The sequence below is a fragment of the Microbacterium sp. SORGH_AS_1204 genome, from assembly GCF_030818935.1.
Lineage (GTDB): Bacteria > Actinomycetota > Actinomycetes > Actinomycetales > Microbacteriaceae > Microbacterium.
Map to the genome: position 1 here is coordinate 610566 of NZ_JAUTBD010000001.1, position 17889 is coordinate 628454.

The 17889-nt window shown below is 70.1% G+C and carries 18 protein-coding genes and 1 pseudogene; 7 read left to right on the plus strand and 12 right to left on the minus strand.

Going from position 1 to position 17889, the window contains the following annotated elements; genetic code table 11:
- The first annotated feature begins 1 nt into the window (after nt 1).
- The 3 genes from QE410_RS02740 to QE410_RS02750 all read left to right on the plus strand — a co-directional run bounded on the left by QE410_RS02740 (nt 2) and on the right by QE410_RS02750 (nt 4069).
- On the plus strand, nt 2-2539 hold the full coding sequence (locus tag QE410_RS02740; protein WP_307327504.1) for a bifunctional lysylphosphatidylglycerol flippase/synthetase MprF: 2538 nt from the start codon (nt 2-4) through the stop codon (nt 2537-2539).
- Nucleotides 2540-2619: 80 nt separating this feature from the next.
- Nucleotides 2620-3111: a hypothetical protein gene (locus QE410_RS02745; RefSeq protein WP_307327506.1), complete on the plus strand. Its 492-nt coding sequence runs from the start codon at nt 2620-2622 to the stop codon at nt 3109-3111.
- A gap of 436 nt (nt 3112-3547) precedes the next feature.
- Nucleotides 3548-4069 carry a hypothetical protein gene (locus QE410_RS02750; protein WP_307327508.1) on the plus strand — a complete coding sequence of 174 codons (522 nt, stop codon included), beginning with the start codon at nt 3548-3550 and terminating at the stop codon, nt 4067-4069.
- Nucleotides 4070-4121: 52 nt separating this feature from the next.
- Here the strand turns inward: QE410_RS02750 and QE410_RS02755 are convergent, their stop codons facing one another.
- Entirely contained in the window at nt 4122-4595 is a 474-nt protein-coding gene (locus tag QE410_RS02755; protein WP_307327509.1) for an Lrp/AsnC family transcriptional regulator, read from the minus strand.
- 155 nt (nt 4596-4750) lie between these two features.
- Between QE410_RS02755 and ald the strand changes: the two genes are divergently transcribed.
- Nucleotides 4751-5836: an alanine dehydrogenase gene (ald, locus tag QE410_RS02760; RefSeq protein ID WP_307327511.1), complete on the plus strand. Its 1086-nt coding sequence runs from the start codon at nt 4751-4753 to the stop codon at nt 5834-5836.
- Nucleotides 5837-6075: 239 nt separating this feature from the next.
- On the opposite strand, the pseudogene QE410_RS02765 reads toward ald, so the two are convergent.
- The 3 genes and pseudogenes from QE410_RS02765 to QE410_RS02775 all read right to left on the minus strand — a co-directional run.
- Nucleotides 6076-6330: pseudogene (locus QE410_RS02765) on the minus strand (GIY-YIG nuclease family protein); the annotation flags it as partial.
- Between the two features lie 344 nt (nt 6331-6674).
- Nucleotides 6675-7358: a response regulator gene (locus QE410_RS02770; protein WP_307327512.1), complete on the minus strand. Its 684-nt coding sequence runs from the start codon at nt 7356-7358 to the stop codon at nt 6675-6677.
- Nucleotides 7355-8971, minus strand: a complete 1617-nt coding sequence (locus QE410_RS02775) for an ATP-binding protein (protein ID WP_307327513.1) — start codon at nt 8969-8971, stop codon at nt 7355-7357. The genes QE410_RS02770 and QE410_RS02775 overlap by 4 nt, the downstream gene beginning before the upstream one ends.
- 229 nt (nt 8972-9200) lie before the next feature.
- Here QE410_RS02775 and QE410_RS02780 point away from each other — a divergent pair, with 229 nt between their 5' ends.
- On the plus strand, nt 9201-10652 hold the full coding sequence (locus QE410_RS02780; protein ID WP_307327515.1) for a cation:dicarboxylate symporter family transporter: 1452 nt from the start codon (nt 9201-9203) through the stop codon (nt 10650-10652).
- Complete coding sequence (locus QE410_RS02785) at nt 10649-11479, plus strand: aldolase/citrate lyase family protein (RefSeq protein ID WP_307327517.1); 831 nt, start codon at nt 10649-10651, stop codon at nt 11477-11479. The genes QE410_RS02780 and QE410_RS02785 overlap by 4 nt, the downstream gene beginning before the upstream one ends.
- 70 nt (nt 11480-11549) lie before the next feature.
- Here QE410_RS02785 and QE410_RS02790 read toward each other — a convergent pair whose 3' ends face one another.
- A complete protein-coding gene (locus QE410_RS02790; protein WP_307327518.1) occupies nt 11550-11762 on the minus strand; it encodes a hypothetical protein in 213 nt (70 codons plus the stop codon).
- A 311-nt stretch (nt 11763-12073) separates the two neighbouring features.
- Between QE410_RS02790 and QE410_RS02795 the strand changes: the two genes are divergently transcribed.
- Nucleotides 12074-12337: a hypothetical protein gene (locus QE410_RS02795; protein WP_307327519.1), complete on the plus strand. Its 264-nt coding sequence runs from the start codon at nt 12074-12076 to the stop codon at nt 12335-12337.
- On the opposite strand, the gene QE410_RS02800 is transcribed toward QE410_RS02795, so the two are convergent.
- The 7 genes from QE410_RS02800 to QE410_RS02830 all read right to left on the minus strand — a co-directional run bounded on the left by QE410_RS02800 (nt 12325) and on the right by QE410_RS02830 (nt 17850).
- Nucleotides 12325-12639: a helix-turn-helix domain-containing protein gene (locus QE410_RS02800; RefSeq protein ID WP_307327522.1), complete on the minus strand. Its 315-nt coding sequence runs from the start codon at nt 12637-12639 to the stop codon at nt 12325-12327. The two genes, QE410_RS02795 and QE410_RS02800, sit on opposite strands and share 13 nt — an antisense overlap.
- An 891-nt stretch (nt 12640-13530) precedes the next feature.
- A complete protein-coding gene (locus tag QE410_RS02805) occupies nt 13531-14016 on the minus strand; it encodes a hypothetical protein (protein ID WP_307327525.1) in 486 nt (161 codons plus the stop codon).
- A 128-nt stretch (nt 14017-14144) separates the two neighbouring features.
- A complete protein-coding gene (locus tag QE410_RS02810) occupies nt 14145-14798 on the minus strand; it encodes a DUF1992 domain-containing protein (RefSeq protein WP_307327527.1) in 654 nt (217 codons plus the stop codon).
- Nucleotides 14795-15718 (minus strand): oxygenase MpaB family protein, encoded by a 924-nt coding sequence (locus QE410_RS02815; RefSeq protein WP_307327530.1) that lies wholly within the window; start codon nt 15716-15718, stop codon nt 14795-14797. The genes QE410_RS02810 and QE410_RS02815 overlap by 4 nt, the downstream gene beginning before the upstream one ends.
- Nucleotides 15719-15789: 71 nt before the next feature.
- Entirely contained in the window at nt 15790-16320 is a 531-nt protein-coding gene (locus QE410_RS02820) for a hypothetical protein (RefSeq protein ID WP_307327533.1), read from the minus strand.
- Nucleotide 16321: 1 nt separating this feature from the next.
- Entirely contained in the window at nt 16322-16732 is a 411-nt protein-coding gene (locus QE410_RS02825) for a DUF4383 domain-containing protein (RefSeq protein WP_243500310.1), read from the minus strand.
- Between the two features lie 308 nt (nt 16733-17040).
- Nucleotides 17041-17850 (minus strand): enoyl-CoA hydratase/isomerase family protein, encoded by an 810-nt coding sequence (locus QE410_RS02830; protein ID WP_307327540.1) that lies wholly within the window; start codon nt 17848-17850, stop codon nt 17041-17043.
- Nucleotides 17851-17889 lie beyond the last annotated feature (39 nt).

Consider the following 17889-nt stretch of genomic DNA (forward strand, 5'->3'; position numbering starts at 1 on the left):
CGTGCCGGACGCGTCCGGCGTGATGCTCCCGGGCCGGCGGCAGCCGCTTCCCCTCGCCGCGTGCACCCTCGCCGCCATCGTCGTGGGGGTCAGTTTGGTCTCGATGGATGCCGACGCCTTCGGCAGCGCCGGCTCGTTCGACCTGCGGGCGATCCTCCTGACCCTCGTGCGCGTCGATGATCCCCTGTCGCTGCCCATCGTCGGGGTCGCCGTCCTGCTCGTGTGCGGGTGGGCGGAACGACTCATGGGCGGCCCGCGGACGCTGTTGGCATACGCCGTCGGGGGCGTGGCCACGTCGGTGGTGGGTCTGGTCGTCGGAGCGGGGGAGCCGCACCTGTTTCCGGCCGTCCCTCTCGGCGAGACGCCCGTGACGGGCGCGTCGCCGTTGCCCGCCCTGCTGGTCGTGGCGATGGCGGCGAGTTGCTTCGCGGGCGCCCTGTGGCGTCGGCGGGTGCGGGGCGTCTGCCTGCTCCTGGCGGTGACGATGTTCCTCTACTCGGCGTCGGCGAGCGATCTGTTCGCGGTGCTGGCGCTGCCGGTCGGGCTCGGTGTGGGGGTGCTCGCCGGAGGGCGGCGGTCGACGATGCGCGTGCAGCGCAGCTCGCGCCACGAGATCCGCGTGCTGCTGTGCGCGCTGACGGTGATCACCGCGGTGGGGCCGATCGTGGCGACGCTGTGGGGCAGTGGCGCGGGGTTGCTGTCGGTCTATGGATGGCTGTCGTACGACCCGATCGTCGTCGCCGACGGGGTGGTGTGCGTGGCCGGTTCGGCGCTCGTTCCCTGCCCCGATGCCGCGAGCTTCTCCGAGGTGCAGCCGCACGCCGGGTGGATCGCCGTCCTTCCGCTCCTCGTCCTCCTCGTGTCCGCATGGGGGATCCTCCGGGGCCGGCTCGCGGCTCTCGGCGTCGCCATGGCGGTCAACATGGTCATGTACGCGGGCATGAGCGCCCTGTTCATCGTGTGGGAGCCCGATACGCTCGCCCTCCTTGCGCGGGTGCGCGGCACCGACGCCGACGAGGTGTGGCAGACGTTGGTCGGTTTCGCCGTGGGCGCCGTCGTTCCTCTCGGTGTCGCGGTGACGCTCTTCCTGTCGCGAAGAGCGGTCTCGGTACCGTCGACGTCGAAGGCGGTGCGCTCCTTCCTCACGACGGTCGCGCTCGCCGCCGCGGCGACCGTCATGGTGTCGTTCGCCGGGGGTCTGGCCGCGGCCGACCACTTCTCGCCGCGGCTGACGCCGGCGACGATGTGGCGCGATGCGCTGCTGCGGCTGCTTCCCCCGTCTCTCGTGCCGGGCGAGTGGGTGCACGCCGCACCCGCCACCTCGCTCGCCCAGGCTCTCTGGTACCTGCCACCCCTCGTCTTCTGGTTGGTGTGCGTGGGGGCCACGATGCGGCTGGTGATGCGCCCGCAATCCGTCCGTGCGGCCGAGGACCGCGCGCGGGCACGCGACATGGTGCAGCGGGGGTGCGGGTCGCTCGGCTTCATGGCCACCTGGCCCGGTAACGCCTACTGGTTCGCTCCCGGGGCGGATGCCGGTTTCGCGTACCGTCCGCACGGGGGCGTCGCCGTGACCCTGGGCGGTGCTTTCGGTGGTGATCGCGGTCGTCCGGAGATCGGTGCGGCGTTCGTGGAGTTCTGCGGGGACAACGGATGGACCCCGGTCTTCTACAGCGTCGACGACGTGGCGGCCGACGCGCTCGGGGGGTTGGGGTGGCAGCGGACGCGGGTGGCCGATGAAGCGATCCTCGACCCGCAGACCTGGACCCCGGCGGGTAAGAAGCGGCAGGACATCCGCACGGCCACCAACCGCGCCCAGCGGGAGGGTGTTCGTGCGCAGTGGGTGTCGTGGGGTGCGCTCGCGCTGGGTGACCGGGCGCAGATACGGGAGATCTCGGAGGGCTGGGTCGCCGACAAGTCGGTGCCGGAGATGGGGTTCACCCTCGGCACCGTCGACGAAGCCGCTGACCCGGCGGCGCGGCTCATGCTGGCGCGCGATGCGTCGGGGCGGATCATCGCGGTCACGACCTGGATCCCCGCCTTCGGCGCGCACGGGGTGTGCGGGTACACGCTCGACGTCATGCGACGTCGGCACGACGCCATGAACGGGGTCGTGGAGTTCCTGGTCGGCGCCGCCGTCGAGCAGCTGCGTGCCGACGGATGCACCATGTTGAGCCTGTCGGGTTCGCCCCTGGCCCCGCACCGTGTCGACGACGGCGAGGCGCCCTCGGCCGTCGATCGCCTGCTCGAGACGTTGAGCGGGCTGCTCGAACCCGCCTACGGCTTCCGTTCCTTGGCCGCCTTCAAGAAGAAATTCCAACCGGAGTTGCGCCCCCTGTGGATGGTGTATCCGGATGCCACCCACCTCCCGGCGGTCGCGCTCACGCTTCTGCGGTGTTACGTTCCGGGGCTCAGCTTCGCGCGTGCCGCCCGGCTCGCGGCGCGCATGCGGCGGTCGCGCCGGTCGTCGATCGACCGCGTACGACCGAGCGGAACCCTCCGGAAAGTTTTTTCGCGGGATGTGAAAGAGGGGCGGTGGTGACGGCCATGTATGGGGTACAGGCCGCGATGATCGCTCGTTCACCCGGAACGGGCTGCGGCGTCGACTGAAAGGTGCAGCTCATGCGCATTCGTACCCTCTCCGCTGTGACCGCCTCGATCCTCGCCGTCGGTCTGATGACCGGCGGAGCCGCCGCGTTCGCCGCTGCTCAGGAAGCCTCCACCCCCGACGAGAGCACCTACGTCGACGGTGTGCCCGCTCCGACCGAGGACACGGACGCGACCTCCGACAACGAAGAGGGCATCTTCATCGACGGGGAGCCGGCGCCGCTGTTCGTCACTCCGGCCGACCTCGCCAAGGGACCTGTCACGCTGGTGACGGGGCAGTCGCTGATCGTCGTGCTCGACACCGAGAACGGCGGCATCTTCACCGGAACCGGTGGGACCGACGACGACGCAGTGGTGCACTTCGACGCCGCGTCGGTGGGCGCCGACGACGACGAGGCCTCGTTCAACGCGGGCTTCTCGGCGGAGAAGGCCGGTGCCACGAAGGGGTGGATCGCGGGTGCCGACGGTCAGCGCATCACCTTCGACATCACCGTGACCGACTCCTGAGCAGTCTCGAACGAACCGGGGCCGGCGGAATCCTCCGCCGGCCCCGGTTTCGTGCGTCGGGGGACGGCTTTCGCCGGCAACGTCCCGTGCGGAGCGCGCCGACGCCGCGTCGGGAGCCGGTCGTGACCGATGAGCCGGCCGCGTCCCGCGACCCCGCCGTCGCGGCGGGGTGGGCTGTGCCGTGCAGTCCCGCGACCCCGCCGTCGCGGCGGGGCGTGCGGTGCCGTGTCGCGGGTGAAGCTCCCCTGCCGATGTCTCGCGCGGGCTCCTCTGATCCCTCCGCGCGTGCGAGCGCCACGGTCGTCGGAACTCTCTGAGAAGTTTTTTCGGAGGATGTGAAAGAGGGGCGGCGGTGACGGCCATGTATGGGGTACAGGCCGCGATGATCGCTCGTTCACCCGGAACGGGCTGCGGCGTCGACTGAAAGGTGCAGCTCATGCGCATTCGTACCCTCTCCGCTGTGACCGCCTCGATCCTCGCCGTCGGTCTGATGACCGGCGGAGCCGCCGCATTCGCCGCTCCCCAGGAGTCGCCCGCCCCCCAGGCCGACACGTTCGTCGATGGAGTGCCCGCCCCGCAGGACGACACGTTCATCGACGGCGTGCCGGCTCCCAGCGGCGACGACGAGGCCCCCGACGCGGACGGCGTGGTCCTCGGCGGCATGCCGTGCCCGCTGGTCGTCACCCCGGCCGACCTGGCCAAGGGGCCGGTGACGTTGCAGCTCGGCCAGGCGCTGATCGTCGTGCTCGACGCCGACAACGGCGGCGCCTTCACCGGAACCGGTGGGGCCGACGACGACGCCGTGGTGCACTTCGACGCGGCCGTCCTCAGCTCCGACGACGACGAGGTGTCGCTGAACGCGGCGTTCTCGGCCGACAAGGTGGGCAGCACGAAGGGGTGGATCGCGGGTGCCGACGGCCAGCGCACCACCTTCGACATCACCGTGACCGCAGCCTGAGCGGCGCGTCACACCGGGGCCGGCGGACTGTTCCGCCGGCCCCGGTCCGGTTTCAGTCGAAGTCCGCCGCGACGGCGTTGCGGTGGTATTCGAAGATGATGCTCGTGCGCGTGGATGCCACGCTGTGCCGCGCCGAGAGGTGGTCGACGACGAAGCGCCGCACGGCGGAGGAGTCCTGGACGGCGATGTGCACGAGGAAGTCGTCGGCACCGCCGAGGAAGAACAGCTGGATGACGTCCGGATGCCGGCGCACGTCGTGCGCGAACGCGCGGATGCTCTCCTGCCGCTGGCCCGGGCGCAGGGTCACGCCGACGATCGCCTGCAGGCCGCGCCCGAGTCGGCTCTGGTCGACGGCGGCGTGGAAGCCCGTGATCAGGCCGCGGTCGACGAGCGCGCGCACGCGCGCATGGGCGGTGGATGCCGCGACGCCCAGCGTCTCGGCCAGGGCGGCGTTGGTCATCCGGGCGTCGGCGGACAGCAGTTCGATGATGCGCGCGTCGAGCGGGTGCAGGTCGTCGTCGGTCATCGCAGATCCTTCGTCTTTCGCGGGCGTTGGAGCCCTTGGCATCTGAAGATAGCCGCAGCTCGGGCGGGGATGGCGAAGGATGTTCGGAGAAACACCACGGAAACGTCTCTTTCTGCGATTCTCGCGGCATCGCTCGTCCGTTCGAGGAGGACCCCATGCGCGTCAGTGTGCCGACCGAGATCAAGAACAACGAGAACCGCGTCGCGATGACGCCCGCGGGGGTCGATGCCCTCGTGCACCGCGGACATGAGGTACTCGTGCAGGCCGGGGCGGGCGTCGGCAGCGGCTTCGCCGATGAGCAGTACCGCACCGCCGGCGCCGAGATCGTGCAGACCGCCGAGGAGGCCTGGGCGCGCGCCGAGCTGCTGGTCAAGGTCAAGGAACCGATCGCGCCCGAGTACGGCTTGCTCCGGCGCGACCTCACGCTCTTCACCTACCTGCACCTGGCCGCCGACCGCCCGCTGACCGACGCCCTCATGACCGCCGGCACCACCGCCGTCGCGTACGAGACGGTCCAGACCGCCGACCGCGCACTCCCGCTGCTGGCGCCGATGAGCGAGGTGGCCGGGCGTCTGTCGATCATCGAGGGCGCGCACCACCTGCTGCGCGCGTCGGGCGGACGGGGGCTGCTGCCCGGCGGTGTTCCCGGCACCCCGCGCGCCAAGGTCGTCGTCATCGGCGGCGGTGTCGCAGGTGAGCACGCGGCGGCGAACGCGCTGGGCCTCGGTGCCCGCGTGACGGTCGTCGACATCTCGCTCCCCAAGCTCCGTCAGCTCGAGGAGCGCTTCGGCGGCGCGGTCGAGACGCGCGCCTCGACCCGGCTCGAGATCGCGGAGCAGCTCGCCGACGCCGATCTCGTGATCGGCTCGGTGCTGATCCCGGGCGCTGCCGCCCCCAAGCTCGTCACCGACGACATGGTCGCCGCGATGAAGCCCGGCTCCGTGCTCGTCGACATCGCGATCGACCAGGGCGGCTGCTTCGAGGGCTCGCGCCCGACCACGCACGACGCGCCTACGTTCCGGGTGCACGACTCGCTGTATTACTGCGTCGCGAACATGCCCGGTGCGGTGCCGCACACCTCGACGCGGGCGCTGTCGAACGCGACCCTCCCGTACATCACGCGCATCGCCGAGCACGGCTGGGAGGCCGCGGCATCCGCCGACCCCGCCCTCGCCAAGGGCCTGAACGTGCGCGCGGGCGTGGTGGTCAACGAGGGCGTCCGCGCCGCCTTCGACCTCTGAGCCTCGACGTCCGGTGGCGGTGGCTGAGCTCGTCGTAGCTTCCGGTCGGGAGGTGGCTGAGCTCGTCGTAGCTTCCGGTCGGGAGGTGGCTGAGCTCGTCGTAGCCTCCGGTCGGGAGGTGGCTGAGCTCGTCGAAGCCTCCGGTGGGGATTAGGCTGGGGTTCCGGGGCCTGCGGGGCGGGAGGTGGCTGAGCGTGTCGAAGCCACTGGTCGCTCCGCCCCCCACAGGAAGCCACGCGTCATGGCAATCCGGGCGGCTCCTTCGAGGAAGCTTCCGAGGCTCTTGACGCCCCGCTGGGCCGGGAAAGGTCGGCGAGCTTCTCGCTCTGACCGGCGATGAGGGCGATCTTCTTCTCCCGCCGCCACCCCTGGATTTGCTTCTCTCTGGCGAACGCCAGGTCTACGGTGTCGAACCACTCTGCATAGACCAGTCGCACGGGTTTTCGCTTGCGGGTGAACGATGCCCCCAGGCGGTCGTCATGGTTGTGCTCCCAGAGACGACTCTCGAGCTCTCGTCCCGCGCTCCCGACGTAGAACGACCCCCCCTCGGCATTCGAGTATGTAGGCCCACGGCATCCGCAGAGTTTGGCACCACGTGGCTCATCGCCTCAACGCTTGTGGATAACCGTGCTCGATGCGGGTCCCTTCGACAGGCTCAGGGACCTACGGTGTGAACTTCTGGGGTCGTGGATGCCTGCAGGCGGGGCGGGCGCGGTCCATTGGACAAGCTCAGCGACCCACGGTGTGAACTTCTGGGGTCGTGGATGCCTGCAGGCGGGGCGGGTGCGGTCCTTCGACAGGCTCAGGGACCCTCATGCATGTTCACGGACCGTGGGGGTCAGGCGCGCACCCAGGCGTACGTGATCTCGGGGCGCCCCTGGCCGCCGTAGCGCGGCTCCCGGCGCACGCGGCCCACGTCGGCGAGGTGCTCGAGGTAGCGTCGGGCGGTCACGCGCGACATGCCCTCGCTCTCGCCCACCTCGGTCGACGAGACGGCGCCGGATGCCGTGCGCACGCGCTCCGCCACCGCCTGCAGGGTCTCATCGCTCAGGCCCTTGGGCATGGCGGGCGGCGCGACGGTGCGCAGCGATCCGAGCAGCGCGTCGACCTCGGACTGGGTGGCGTCTCCGGCGGCACGGTCGAGGCCCTCGACGTACGCGCGGTAGGCCTCGAGCCGCTCGCGGAACGCCGCGAAGGCGAACGGCTTGATCAGGTATTGCACGACCCCGATCGAGACCGCGGCGCGCACGGTCGCGGCATCGCGCACCGCGGTGACGGCGATGATGTCGACCCGCGAACCCATCGCGCGCACGCGTCGGGCGACATCGAGGCCGGCGCCGTCGGCCATCGTCATATCCAGCAGCACGAGCTCGAACTGCCGGGCGGGGTCGGTCAGCGCGGTCAGCGCCGCCCGGGCGCCCGCGGCCTGACCCGCCACCTTGAAGCCCGGCACCCGCTCGACGTAGGCGGAATGCAGCTCGAGCGCGAGCGCGTCGTCATCGACGACCAGCACCCGGATCACGCCGACACCACCACGGGCAGGAACACCCGCACCGTCGTCGGCTCGGCCGCGAGTTGCAGCGTGCCCCCGCGTGCGGCGACGATGTCGCGCACGAGGGCGAGTCCGACTCCGCGTCCGCCCGCGGCGTGCGCGGGTTTCGTCGACGCGCCGTAGGCGAACGGGTCCGCGAGCGACGAATCGAACCCTTCGCCGCTGTCGGCGACCTCGAACACGGCGTCGCCCTCTTTCTCGGTGAGCGTCACGCGCACCCAGCGGGGCTCGCCGCCCGCGGACGCGGCATCCAGGGCGTTGTCGACCAGGTTGCCCACCACCGTGACGGCCTCGGGAGCTGCCAGGGGCACGCGCGGGGCGGGTTCGGCCACGTCGAGGTCGAGGCGCACACCGCGCTCCGCGGCCTCGTCGAGCTTTCCGAGCAGCAGGGCGACGATGACGGCGTCGTCGTCGTCGGACACGAGCCGATCGGCGAGCCCCTGCCGCTCCTGTGTGGATGCCACGATGAGGCGCCGGGCCTCGTCGACCCGCCCGAGTTCGAGCAGGGCCAGCAGAGCATGCAGGCGATTGCCGTGCTCGTGCGTCTGGGAGCGCAAGGTGTCGCTCAGCGTACGGACACCCTCGAGCTCTCCGAGCAGTGCCTGCAGCTCGGAGCGGTCGCGAAGGGTCATGACGTGTCCGCGCTCGGGCGCCCGGCGCCCGGTGAGATCGCGCGCCTCCTCCTGGTTCACCAGCAGCACCCGCTCGCCGTTGACCACCGTCTCCTCGACCATGCGGCGCCCGCTCGCGATGGCGTCGGCCAGGGTGGCATCCATGTCGGCGTCGTGAGGATCGAGCGACACCTGGCCGGTGATGGCGGGCGGAAGCCCCAACAGATCGGCGGCTTCGTCGTTGTACAGCACGATGCACCCGTCGCGGTCGGTGACGACGAGGCCCTCGCGCAGCGAGTGGAGTACCGTCTCGTAGCTCTCGACGAGGCGCGACAGCTCTCGGGGGGTGTACGAGCCGGTCACACGGCGCGCGCTGCGCCGCACGAGCATGGCACCGAGCACGCCGAAACCGACGATGGCGGCGGATGCCGCGACGATCAGGGGGACGCGGGCCGCGAGGTCCTGCTGCACGGCGCCGAGGGTGACGCCGACCGAGACGAGGCCCACGATGGGGCCGTCTTCGTCGCCGCCCTCGCGGATGGGGGCGATGGTGCGCACCGACGGGCCGAGCGTTCCGACGTAGACCTCGGTGAACGTCTGGCCGGCGAGGGCTTCGCCGCGCGATCCCTGGTACTGCTCGCCGATCTCCGAGCGGTTTCGGTGCGTGAGGCGGATGCCGTCGGGCGTCATGATCGTGACGAACGACAGGTCGGCGTCGGGCAGGATCTGCTCGACCATCGGCTGCAGGCGGTCGGAATCGCGCTCCTCGACGAGGGTGGCGATCTCCGCCTCGTGAGCGAAGGTCTCCGCCACCGAGCGGGTCACCTTCTCGGCTTCGCGCTGGCCCGAGTCGCTCAACTGCACCGACAGCAGGGCCGCGAGCACCCCGGCGACGAGCACGACGACGCCGAGCGACACCAGGGCCAGGCGCCCGCCCACGCTCAGTCGCATCCCGCGCTCTTTGCTGCCCATGCCGTGAACAATACGACCACAAATCGTCCTGGGGCTCGCCGTCGACCACAGTCATGACATCAACCGGCGGCCCGCCGGGGGAAGCACGACATTCATCACCGGCCTGGTGGCCGGATTCACGGGGACTCTCCACCCGCCCGGCCATCCCGCCGGGAATGACGAGACATCTCAGCCATCCGGCAGCTCCGCCGGAGATTAACAATGACGTTAGGAAGAGGGATAGGCGCTGATGGCACTTTCACTCCGCACCACTCGCGACGGTCGGCCGCGTAAGAAGATCGACCGCAACCACTGGCTCTACATCTCGGTGATCATCGCCGTCGTCGGCGGCATCGTCGTGGGCCTCGTCGCCCCCGCGTTCGCGACGACGCTCGAGCCGATCGGCAAGGGCTTCGTCAGCCTGATCAAGATGATGATCGCCCCGGTGATCTTCTGCACGATCGTCGTCGGCATCGGCTCCATCGCCAAGGCCTCCACGGTCGGCAAGATCGGCGGTCTGGCGATGGTCTACTTCCTGATCATGTCGTCGTTCGCCCTGATCATCGGCCTCATCGTCGGCAACATCATCCACCCCGGCGAGGGTCTGAACATCGCCGGCGCCACCTACGAGTCGTCGTCCGAGCCGACCACCACGCAGGACTTCATCCTCGGCATCATCCCGACCACGTTCTTCTCGGCCTTCACCGGCGGCAGCATCCTCCAGGTGCTCTTCATCGCCCTGCTCGTCGGCTTCGCCCTGCAGCGCATGGGCGAGCGCGGCGCGCAGATGGTCGACGCGATCCGCAACTTCCAGGTGCTCGTCTTCCGCATCCTCGGGATGATCCTGTGGCTCGCCCCGATCGGTGCGTTCGGTGCGATCGCCGCCGTCGTCGGTAAGACCGGCTTCGCCGCCGTCATCAGCCTCGGCATCCTGATGGGCGCGTTCTACCTCACGTGCTTCGTCTTCATCGTCGGCGTCCTCGGAACGCTGCTCTACGCCGTGACCCGCGTCAACATCTTCACGCTCATGAAGTACCTCGGCCGCGAGTACCTGCTCATCGTCGGCACCTCCTCGTCCGAGGCGGCCCTGCCCCGCCTCATCGCCAAGATGGAGCACCTGGGCGTGTCGAAGCCCGTCGTGGGCATCACCGTCCCCACCGGCTACTCGTTCAACCTCGACGGCACCGCGATCTACCTGACCATGGCGTCGCTGTTCATCGCCTCGGCCATGGGCTCGCCGATGTCGATCCCCGAGCAGATCGGTCTCATGATCTTCATGATCATTGCCTCCAAGGGTGCGGCAGGCGTGACCGGTGCAGGTCTTGCGACCCTCGCCGGTGGCCTCTCGGCCTACCGCCCCGACCTGGTCAACGGCGTCGGCGTCATCGTCGGCATCGACCGCTTCATGTCGGAGGCCCGCGCCGTCACCAACTTCACGGGCAACGCCGTGGCCACCATGCTCATCGGCGCCTGGACCAAGGAGTACGACGGCCAGCGCGTTCGCGAGGTGCTCGCCGGCAACATCCCGTTCGATGAGAACCTGCTCACCGGTGACGACCACGGCTCGGTCAACACGGCGGCGGATGCCAAGGAGCTCGCCTCGGCAGAGGTCGGCACCGGCCCGGCCACCGTCGACACCGACACGCTCGACGCCTTCCGTGCCAAGGCGGAGGCGGAGGCGGCGGCTCGGAGCCGTTCGTGACCATCGCGCACACCCCGGCGGGGGCGGCTTCGGCCGCCCCCGCCCCCGCGCGTGTGGACCTCGCCCGCACGTGGATGCTCCGCTCGCCACTGGCCGGCGGCCTCGACACCGCGGCCGACGTGCTCGTGCTCGACTTGGAGGACGGCCTCCCCGCCGGCCGTAAGGCGGAGGGGAGGGAGCGGGCCCGCCGCGCCGCCGCCGAGTCGCCGGTGTGGTTGCGCATCAGCGCCGCGGGAACCCGCGACGGCGAGCTCGACCTCGCCCTCGGCCGCGAGCTCGACGACCGTCTTGCAGGGGTCGTGCTGGCCATGTGCGCCGGCCCCGACGACGTCGCCCATGTGGCGGCATCCCTTGCTTCGGGCACCCCGATCGTGGCGATGGTCGAGTCGGCCGCGGCGCTGCTCGCCGCCCCCGCGATCGCCGCGCACCCGGCGACCCGCCGTCTCGCCTTCGGGACCGGCGACTTCCGTCGCGACACCGGCATGTCGGCCGAGCGCATCGCGCTGTCATGGCCGCGCGCGCAGCTCGTGGTGGCTTCGGCCGCCGCCGGCATCGCCGGTCCCGTCGACGGCCCCTGCGGTCCGGTCGATCAGGCGCGGGATGCCGCGATGCACGCGGTCTCGATGGGCTTCACTGGCACGCTCGCCCTGCAGGATGCCGCGATCGCCGGCGCTCACGCGGGCTATACCCCGTCGCCCGCCGAGGTGGACGCTGCGCGGTCGCTGCTGTCGGCGACGCCCGACGGTCCGGTCGACGGCTCCTACGCGCCGACCCTGGCCCGCGCGCGTGCACTGGTCGAACGCGCCGAGGCGCTCGCCGCCCTCTGAGGTGTGCTCCGACCGCGCAGCCCGCCCGCGCGCCCCATGGGTCATGCGAGAGCGGCCGCGAGCGTCGACGTCAATCTCCGTCTGCCGGCTCCGTCGTGGACGACGCGGTCACCGCTTCGAGCGTCTGACGCTCGCCGGAGAGGAGTTCGAGTACCAACTCCGCGATCCGGAGCGGGCAGCGGAACTCACGGAACGCATATGAGAAGCCGAGATGATCTCGGATGGTGACATCGACTGCTGCGTACCCGCTGGGCAAGGGAGATGAGTCGGGGGCCATGTTCACTCGATAAGCCTCGATAACCTGCGCATGATCGCGACGATACCATGTATGCATGGTTTTGCAATGCCGCCAGGTGACTCCTCGACGTCCGCGAAAGGCGTCTTGATCGGCGCATGCAAAACCATGTATGCATGGTACGTTAGTTTCGCCCGGGGGCGCGACGTAAAGACGCCGATCCGCGCGTACGGAAAGAGGGCGGCATGTTCAAGCAATCGGTTCGGGCCACGCTGACGGGGCGGCGCGTCACTCACGTCTACGCGGAATGGGGATGGACGCGATGCTCGGAGAAAGTCCATCTGACACGGGTCCACGAAGTGTCCGACGATCTCGACGTCGCGCACAGAAGCGAAGTGACCAGTGTGCCGGCGACTGAGAGGATCGTGGGCGGAAAGGGTGACGGCGAGGCGGCATTGACGGTTGACCTGGCGCTCGGGTTGGAGTGGAAGAGGGGGGAGACATGGGTGTGGATCTCTCCGGAGGATGACGTGACTCGCGGCCTCGTGCTCAGCGTGGAGAGCGCGAATCGACTCTGCCGAGCGCTCTCGACGCTTCTCGCATCGTCCGTTCAGTCCCCCTGACGTGAGTGGCCGTGGGTGCGGGAGGTGATCATCCCGACCAACGCGAAGGAGGGTGGCGGCAGGAGATGGGTGATGTCGACGCGGAGAACCACGGCCAAAGAGACGAGTGTTTGAAGGCGCGGATTCGCCGGCGTGCCGGGATTTGATTCGCCGTTCTCGAGCTTCTGATACGTGAATGTCGATATTCGCGCATCATGCGCGACTTGTTCCTGTGTCAGTCCGGCATCGATTCGCGCCGTTTGCAGATTTCTGCCCAGTTTCCGGGAGTAATCCGCCCACGGTGTCTGCGGATCAGTGCTCACTGAATCGCCCCCGTGATGTCGGTGTCGGTCGGTCGGTCCGGGGGCACCTGATTTTTCATGCGAAAGACTCTACTGGCGTTGTCTGACGAGAGCTCGCGCATAGTCATGGCATGTACGAGCGCAGCGCCCGGGCGGCTCGGGGCAACATGTAGGAGGCGTACTCGCTGCTCAACTCGGAAATCACGCACGGCTCGACATTCGTTATGTGCGCGGCTTGTTCGAGCGTCACCGATCCGGCCATGTACAACATTGTCTGCGTGAGGAGAGTCGTTATTGTCGTGGCTTGCGATGTCATGATCATTGTCCTCTTCGACCCGAACCTCTGTGCGCGACTCCGGCCGTGATTGCGGTGACAGTCCGTCTGTGATGAATGGACGCTTTTTCAAAATCCAACGATGCTCGATGTCTACCATGTAGACATGGTTTTAGAGCGGGTATTCCGCCTGGTCGTGGGGGTTATTCATGCGTGCGGCGCCCTTGGTTTGCACGCAGTGGAGAAGTGTGAGACGTCGTCACTCTCTCGGGCGATGAGATGCGAGTCGCAGGGGGCTGCGAACGCATCGATATTCCCACGGACATCTGCGGACGACGACGCGTATCGACGGTCGGAGACGGCATGGGGTGCTCGCGAGGCCGGCGCCTCGATCTCCCTGCTGAGCGAATGAGTGAGGCGGGGGCGAGTCAAGAGAGCAGTCGCGTCGAAACCATGTAAACATGGTTTTTCTGCTATCGTGGTGACGCGCCGGAGACTTCCCCGCTGCGTGCGTGCGTGCGTCGTTTCAGGCGTGCGCGGCCCCCTGCTCTGTCGTGCCTTCCGCTGGGCGTGGCAGGCCAGGGGGTCATCCGCGCGCGGAGTGCCGACGCTGCGCTGCGTCGATGTCACGCGCGCGCTCAGCTCGGCCACGGCAAGGCGCGAGTGTTCGCGTGCGTTGCGGGGTCGTCGTCGGTGCCGGTCGAGCGGGGCAGTGCCGTGGTGATCTCGATGTGCCATCCGTCTGCGTCGAGGAACCATGGTGACGTCTCGCCGTGGCGACTCAGGCCCATGGCGTCGGCCCAGGCGGCGACGCTCCGCCGCCGGTCCGCGCGAGACCCTGCCGCGAAACCTTCGATGGTCTCGCAGCCGTCCTGGTGCGCGACGCGCCACTGCAGGGGAGGCAGGCCCTGGGGGTGTCCCCACTCGTTCAGCGCCGCGCCGATCGCGCGCGCGATCACGGCATCGATCGCGATGGCTGCGGCCAGGGAGCGGGATCGCGATCCCACGACGGCGAAGCCGTTCTCAGCCGCGTCGATCGTGTTGCGCGGGTGCGATGTCGGAGCGGTGGCCGTCAGGGGGGCAGTGGGGAGGGGGGGATGCTCTCGCCGTCGGCTTTCGGTCATGTGCCATGTTTACATGGTTTTCACTTCGCGGGAAACAGCATTCGCGACAGTGAGCCGCGCTCGGTCACCTGGTGCGTTTCGCCCAGTCGCCTCGTGGGCACTTCCCCGGCAGGTCCCGTCTCAGGACGTCATCGGCTCCGCCCGAGAAGACGGCGTATCGCCGATTCCGACGGAACCGCCGCGGACTCCGCCCGCGCCCGCCCGAACCAGCGCCGCCGGCGCCTGACCGGCTCCTCCACCGACGCCGCCGCCTCGCGCGCCCGCCGTCGCTCCGTCCACGCTGCGACCTCGGCATCCACGTCGACCGTCGGCGTGACCACCGGGGGCCCGCCGAGCAGCTGCCGCCGTGCCTCGATGACCCGGCGGTTGAAATCCTCCACCGCCTCGCGCACCTCGGCCTCGCGCGGGATGGCATCCAATCGCTCCGCCAGTTCCGCGTGCTCGACGCGCAGCGTGAGCGCCGGCGGACCGAGCCCGGTGAGCTTCTCCGTCTCGATCTTGCGGCGGATCCACCAGTCGGGGTCGTGCGACGACCCGAGATCGGGGAGGGGTTTGCCGGCCCCGGGCAGGTCGTCGAACTCGCCGCGGCGGATGGCCTGCTGAATGGCGGTCTCGACGAACGCCGCACGCTCGGCGGCGGTGGACCCGCGCTCGGGGGCCGATCGCGCACCGCGTGCCGACCCCTGGACACCCGGTTCCTCGGATGCCGGGGCGAGCCCGGCCGCGCGCAGCTCGCGATCGAGCCGGTAGCGCTCCGCCGCCTGACGCGGATCCTCGCTCATGCCGCCTCCCGCTCCACCCTCCGCAGTCGCTCGCGCGCCATGTCCTGCGCGCGCGGTCCCGCCCCCAGCGCCCGTTCCGTGATGCGCAGGACGACCCGCGTCAGCGCGAGCACGGGGAGCGGCCACCGGCGCACGCCGAGCATCTTGCGGTATCGGCGGGGGATGGTCGCCACGGCCGCCGCGAACAGCACCCGATAGGCCAGGCCCATCGCGCCCGGGAACGGGGGCGTGCGCAGGAACCTCACCACGTCGTCGACGCGTTCGCCGCCGCGCAGCTCCCCGCGCGCGTAGAACCCGTCGATCTCGCCCCGCAGGTCGGCGCGGGTGAGCGGCGGGTCGACGACGCGCATCAGGCGCCCCGCCGTCGCCCAGTCGGCGACGTAGGCGTCGGGCCCGCCGGGGATGGGTTTGCCCGACGCCTCGTGCCCGGCGAGGAAGGCGTCGGTGAAGGCGAGGTGCACCCACCGCACCAGATCGGCGGCTTCCGCCGTGTACGTCCGCTCGGAGCCGTCACCGGCCCGGTACTCGCCCTTCACGCGTTGGTGGAAGCGCCCGACTCGCCGGATTTCGGCATCCGCCTGCGTCGTCGAACCGTAGGTCAGGGTGATGACCCAGCGCACCGTGCCGGTCAGGCGGCCGATGGGGTCTTCGCGATAGCGCGACCAGTCGTGCACGCCCGCGAGCGCTCCGGGGTGCAGCGCCTGCAGGAGGAGGGCCCGGATGCCGGCCACCAGCGTGCCCATTCCGGCGTGCACCGTCCATGCGGGACCGTTCTCGACGAAGTACCCGGTGTCGTCGCCCTCGGCGATGGCCCGGACGTACGGGGCCATGCCGGTCGGATCGCCCGCGAGGGCCACGAGGATCTTGCCGCGAAACGACCGGATCCAGTCCGGGACAGCGGAGGAGGGGGCGTCTGTCACTGTTCCAGCGTGCCACCGTCTGAGCGCCCGGGCGCCGGGAATACCTCGGTCATGGAGGTCTTTCGGTCGGATCAGTGACCGTCGTGCGTGATGACCGGCACGGTGCCGTCGTCTCGCAGCAGGACCGCGTTCTGTGTTGCGCCGAGAGCGGGCGTGACGACGACGGCGATGACGGCGGCGGCGACGAGAAGGCCGACGACGCTCATGGGCTGCGCGGACCGTGCAGGCGCTTCATCGCGTCGCATCCGGCGCACGTGCGCTGCCGCGACGGCGCCGACGACGACGAGGAGGAGGGATGCCGCGGCGGCGCCCATGATGCTCGTGTGCGCGGGGTCCGCGAAGACGAGGGCGCCGATCACGACGAGGGTCGCCAGCGACCCGCCGAGGACCGTGCGCGGCAGCACGAAGCGGCCGGTGGCCAGCGCTGCGCCGCCCCAGAGGAGCATCGCGAGTCCGAGCGCCACCATCCCGGTTCCGAGGCCGATGGTGACGGCCTCGGAACCGGGGCGGACGATCGCGCCCGCACCCAGGGCTGCGGCGATCAGGCCGGCCCCCCATGCGGACACGGAGGGCCACGACCGCGTGAAGGTCGCGGCGGTCACCTCACACCGCCGCGGTGCGCGGGATGCTGCGCTCGGTGCCGAGGCCGACACCCAGCAGCACGACGGCGCTGGCGAGGTGCAGGAAGTGGTCGGGCACGTTCAGCGCGAGGATGTTGGCCGGGGTGTCGACGAGGAAGAAGCCGACGATGCCGAGCAGAAGGTAGACCGCACCGACGGTGGTGTTGACGCCCTTGGCGGCACGAGCGTTCGCGAGACCGGCGACCAGCAGCGCTCCGCCGATCAAAAGGTGCGCGATGTTGTGCAGCGGGTTGACCTCGAAGATGCCTAGCAGCAGACCGCCGTCGGTGGCGATGAAACCGACACCGCCGGTGACGGCGAAGCCGAGCAGTCCGACGAGCAGGTAGACAGCGCCGAAGACGGTGGCCACGAGGCGATTGGGTGATGAGCTCATGATGAACCTCCCAGTGTGTTGGCAGCGACCGTCCGGCCGCCTTTCCACATCTTCGGAGGAATGCCGGAGATCGGATTGGGCTTTGCGCCATACCGGACGCATCCGGTAGAACCCCGGCCCGAGCCGGGTGTCAGGGCATCCGCGATCGCGCACGTCGACGCGCGGGCCCGGAAACGACAGAAGGCCCCCGAGTACTCTCCGAGGCCCTCCGCAACGAGACCGACGCTAGAGCGAGCCCCCTGCCCCACGGTGGGGCTTGCGCTTCAGCCGGCGTTCACCTACCCGGTCGCCGCGGGCACGGCTCGTCGTCAGGCCGCGCGGCCCCGCTCGGCTCTGCGTCGCGCGGCCGCCGCGCTGCGCTGAGCGCGCACCGCGTGCTCGCGGATGAGGCGGGCCGCGTCGGGCGACGCGGCCGCCGCGCTGATCGCGCGCGCCTCCGCGTCGAGGTGGCGGCGGAACTCCTGGGGATCGGCCCCGCGGAAGAGAGCACGGGATGCCGCCATGTGTCCCTGCGGGCGCGCCGCGAGCCGGGTCGCCAGCGTCTGCACCGCGTCGTCGAAATGCGCCGACGGCACGATCTCGTGCACGAGCCCGATATCGCGGGCGGAGTCGGCATCCAATCGCAGACCGACCGCGCTCATCGCCCGAGCGCGGGAGGCGCCGATGACTCTCGGCAAGAGGTATGACGCACCGCTGTCGGGGCTCAGCCCGATCGCCTCGTACGCCGTGAGGAAGAGAGCCCGCTCGGACGCGACGACGACGTCCGCGCAGAGCGCCAGGCCGAGTCCCCCTCCCGCGGCGACGCCGTCGACCGCAGCGATGATGACGGCGTCGAGATCGGCCAGGTCGGCGAGCGCGCCGTGGAAGGTGGTGGCCAGCTCGTAGACGAACGCGCCGATGTCGTCGGCCGCTGCCATGTCGACGACATCACCGCCCGTGCTGAAGCTGCCGCCCGCCCCCGTGACGACGACCACGCGCGAGCCGGCCGCCGCGATCGTCCCGACGGTCTCGGCCAGCGCGCGAGCAAGATCGAGCGTGATCGCGTTGCCGTCGTCGGGACGGTTCAGCGTCACTCGGGCGACACCATCGGTCATCGAAAGCTGAACGGGTCCGGTCATCGTCCTCGCCACTCGTCGGTGCGAACCCCGCGGGCGGCC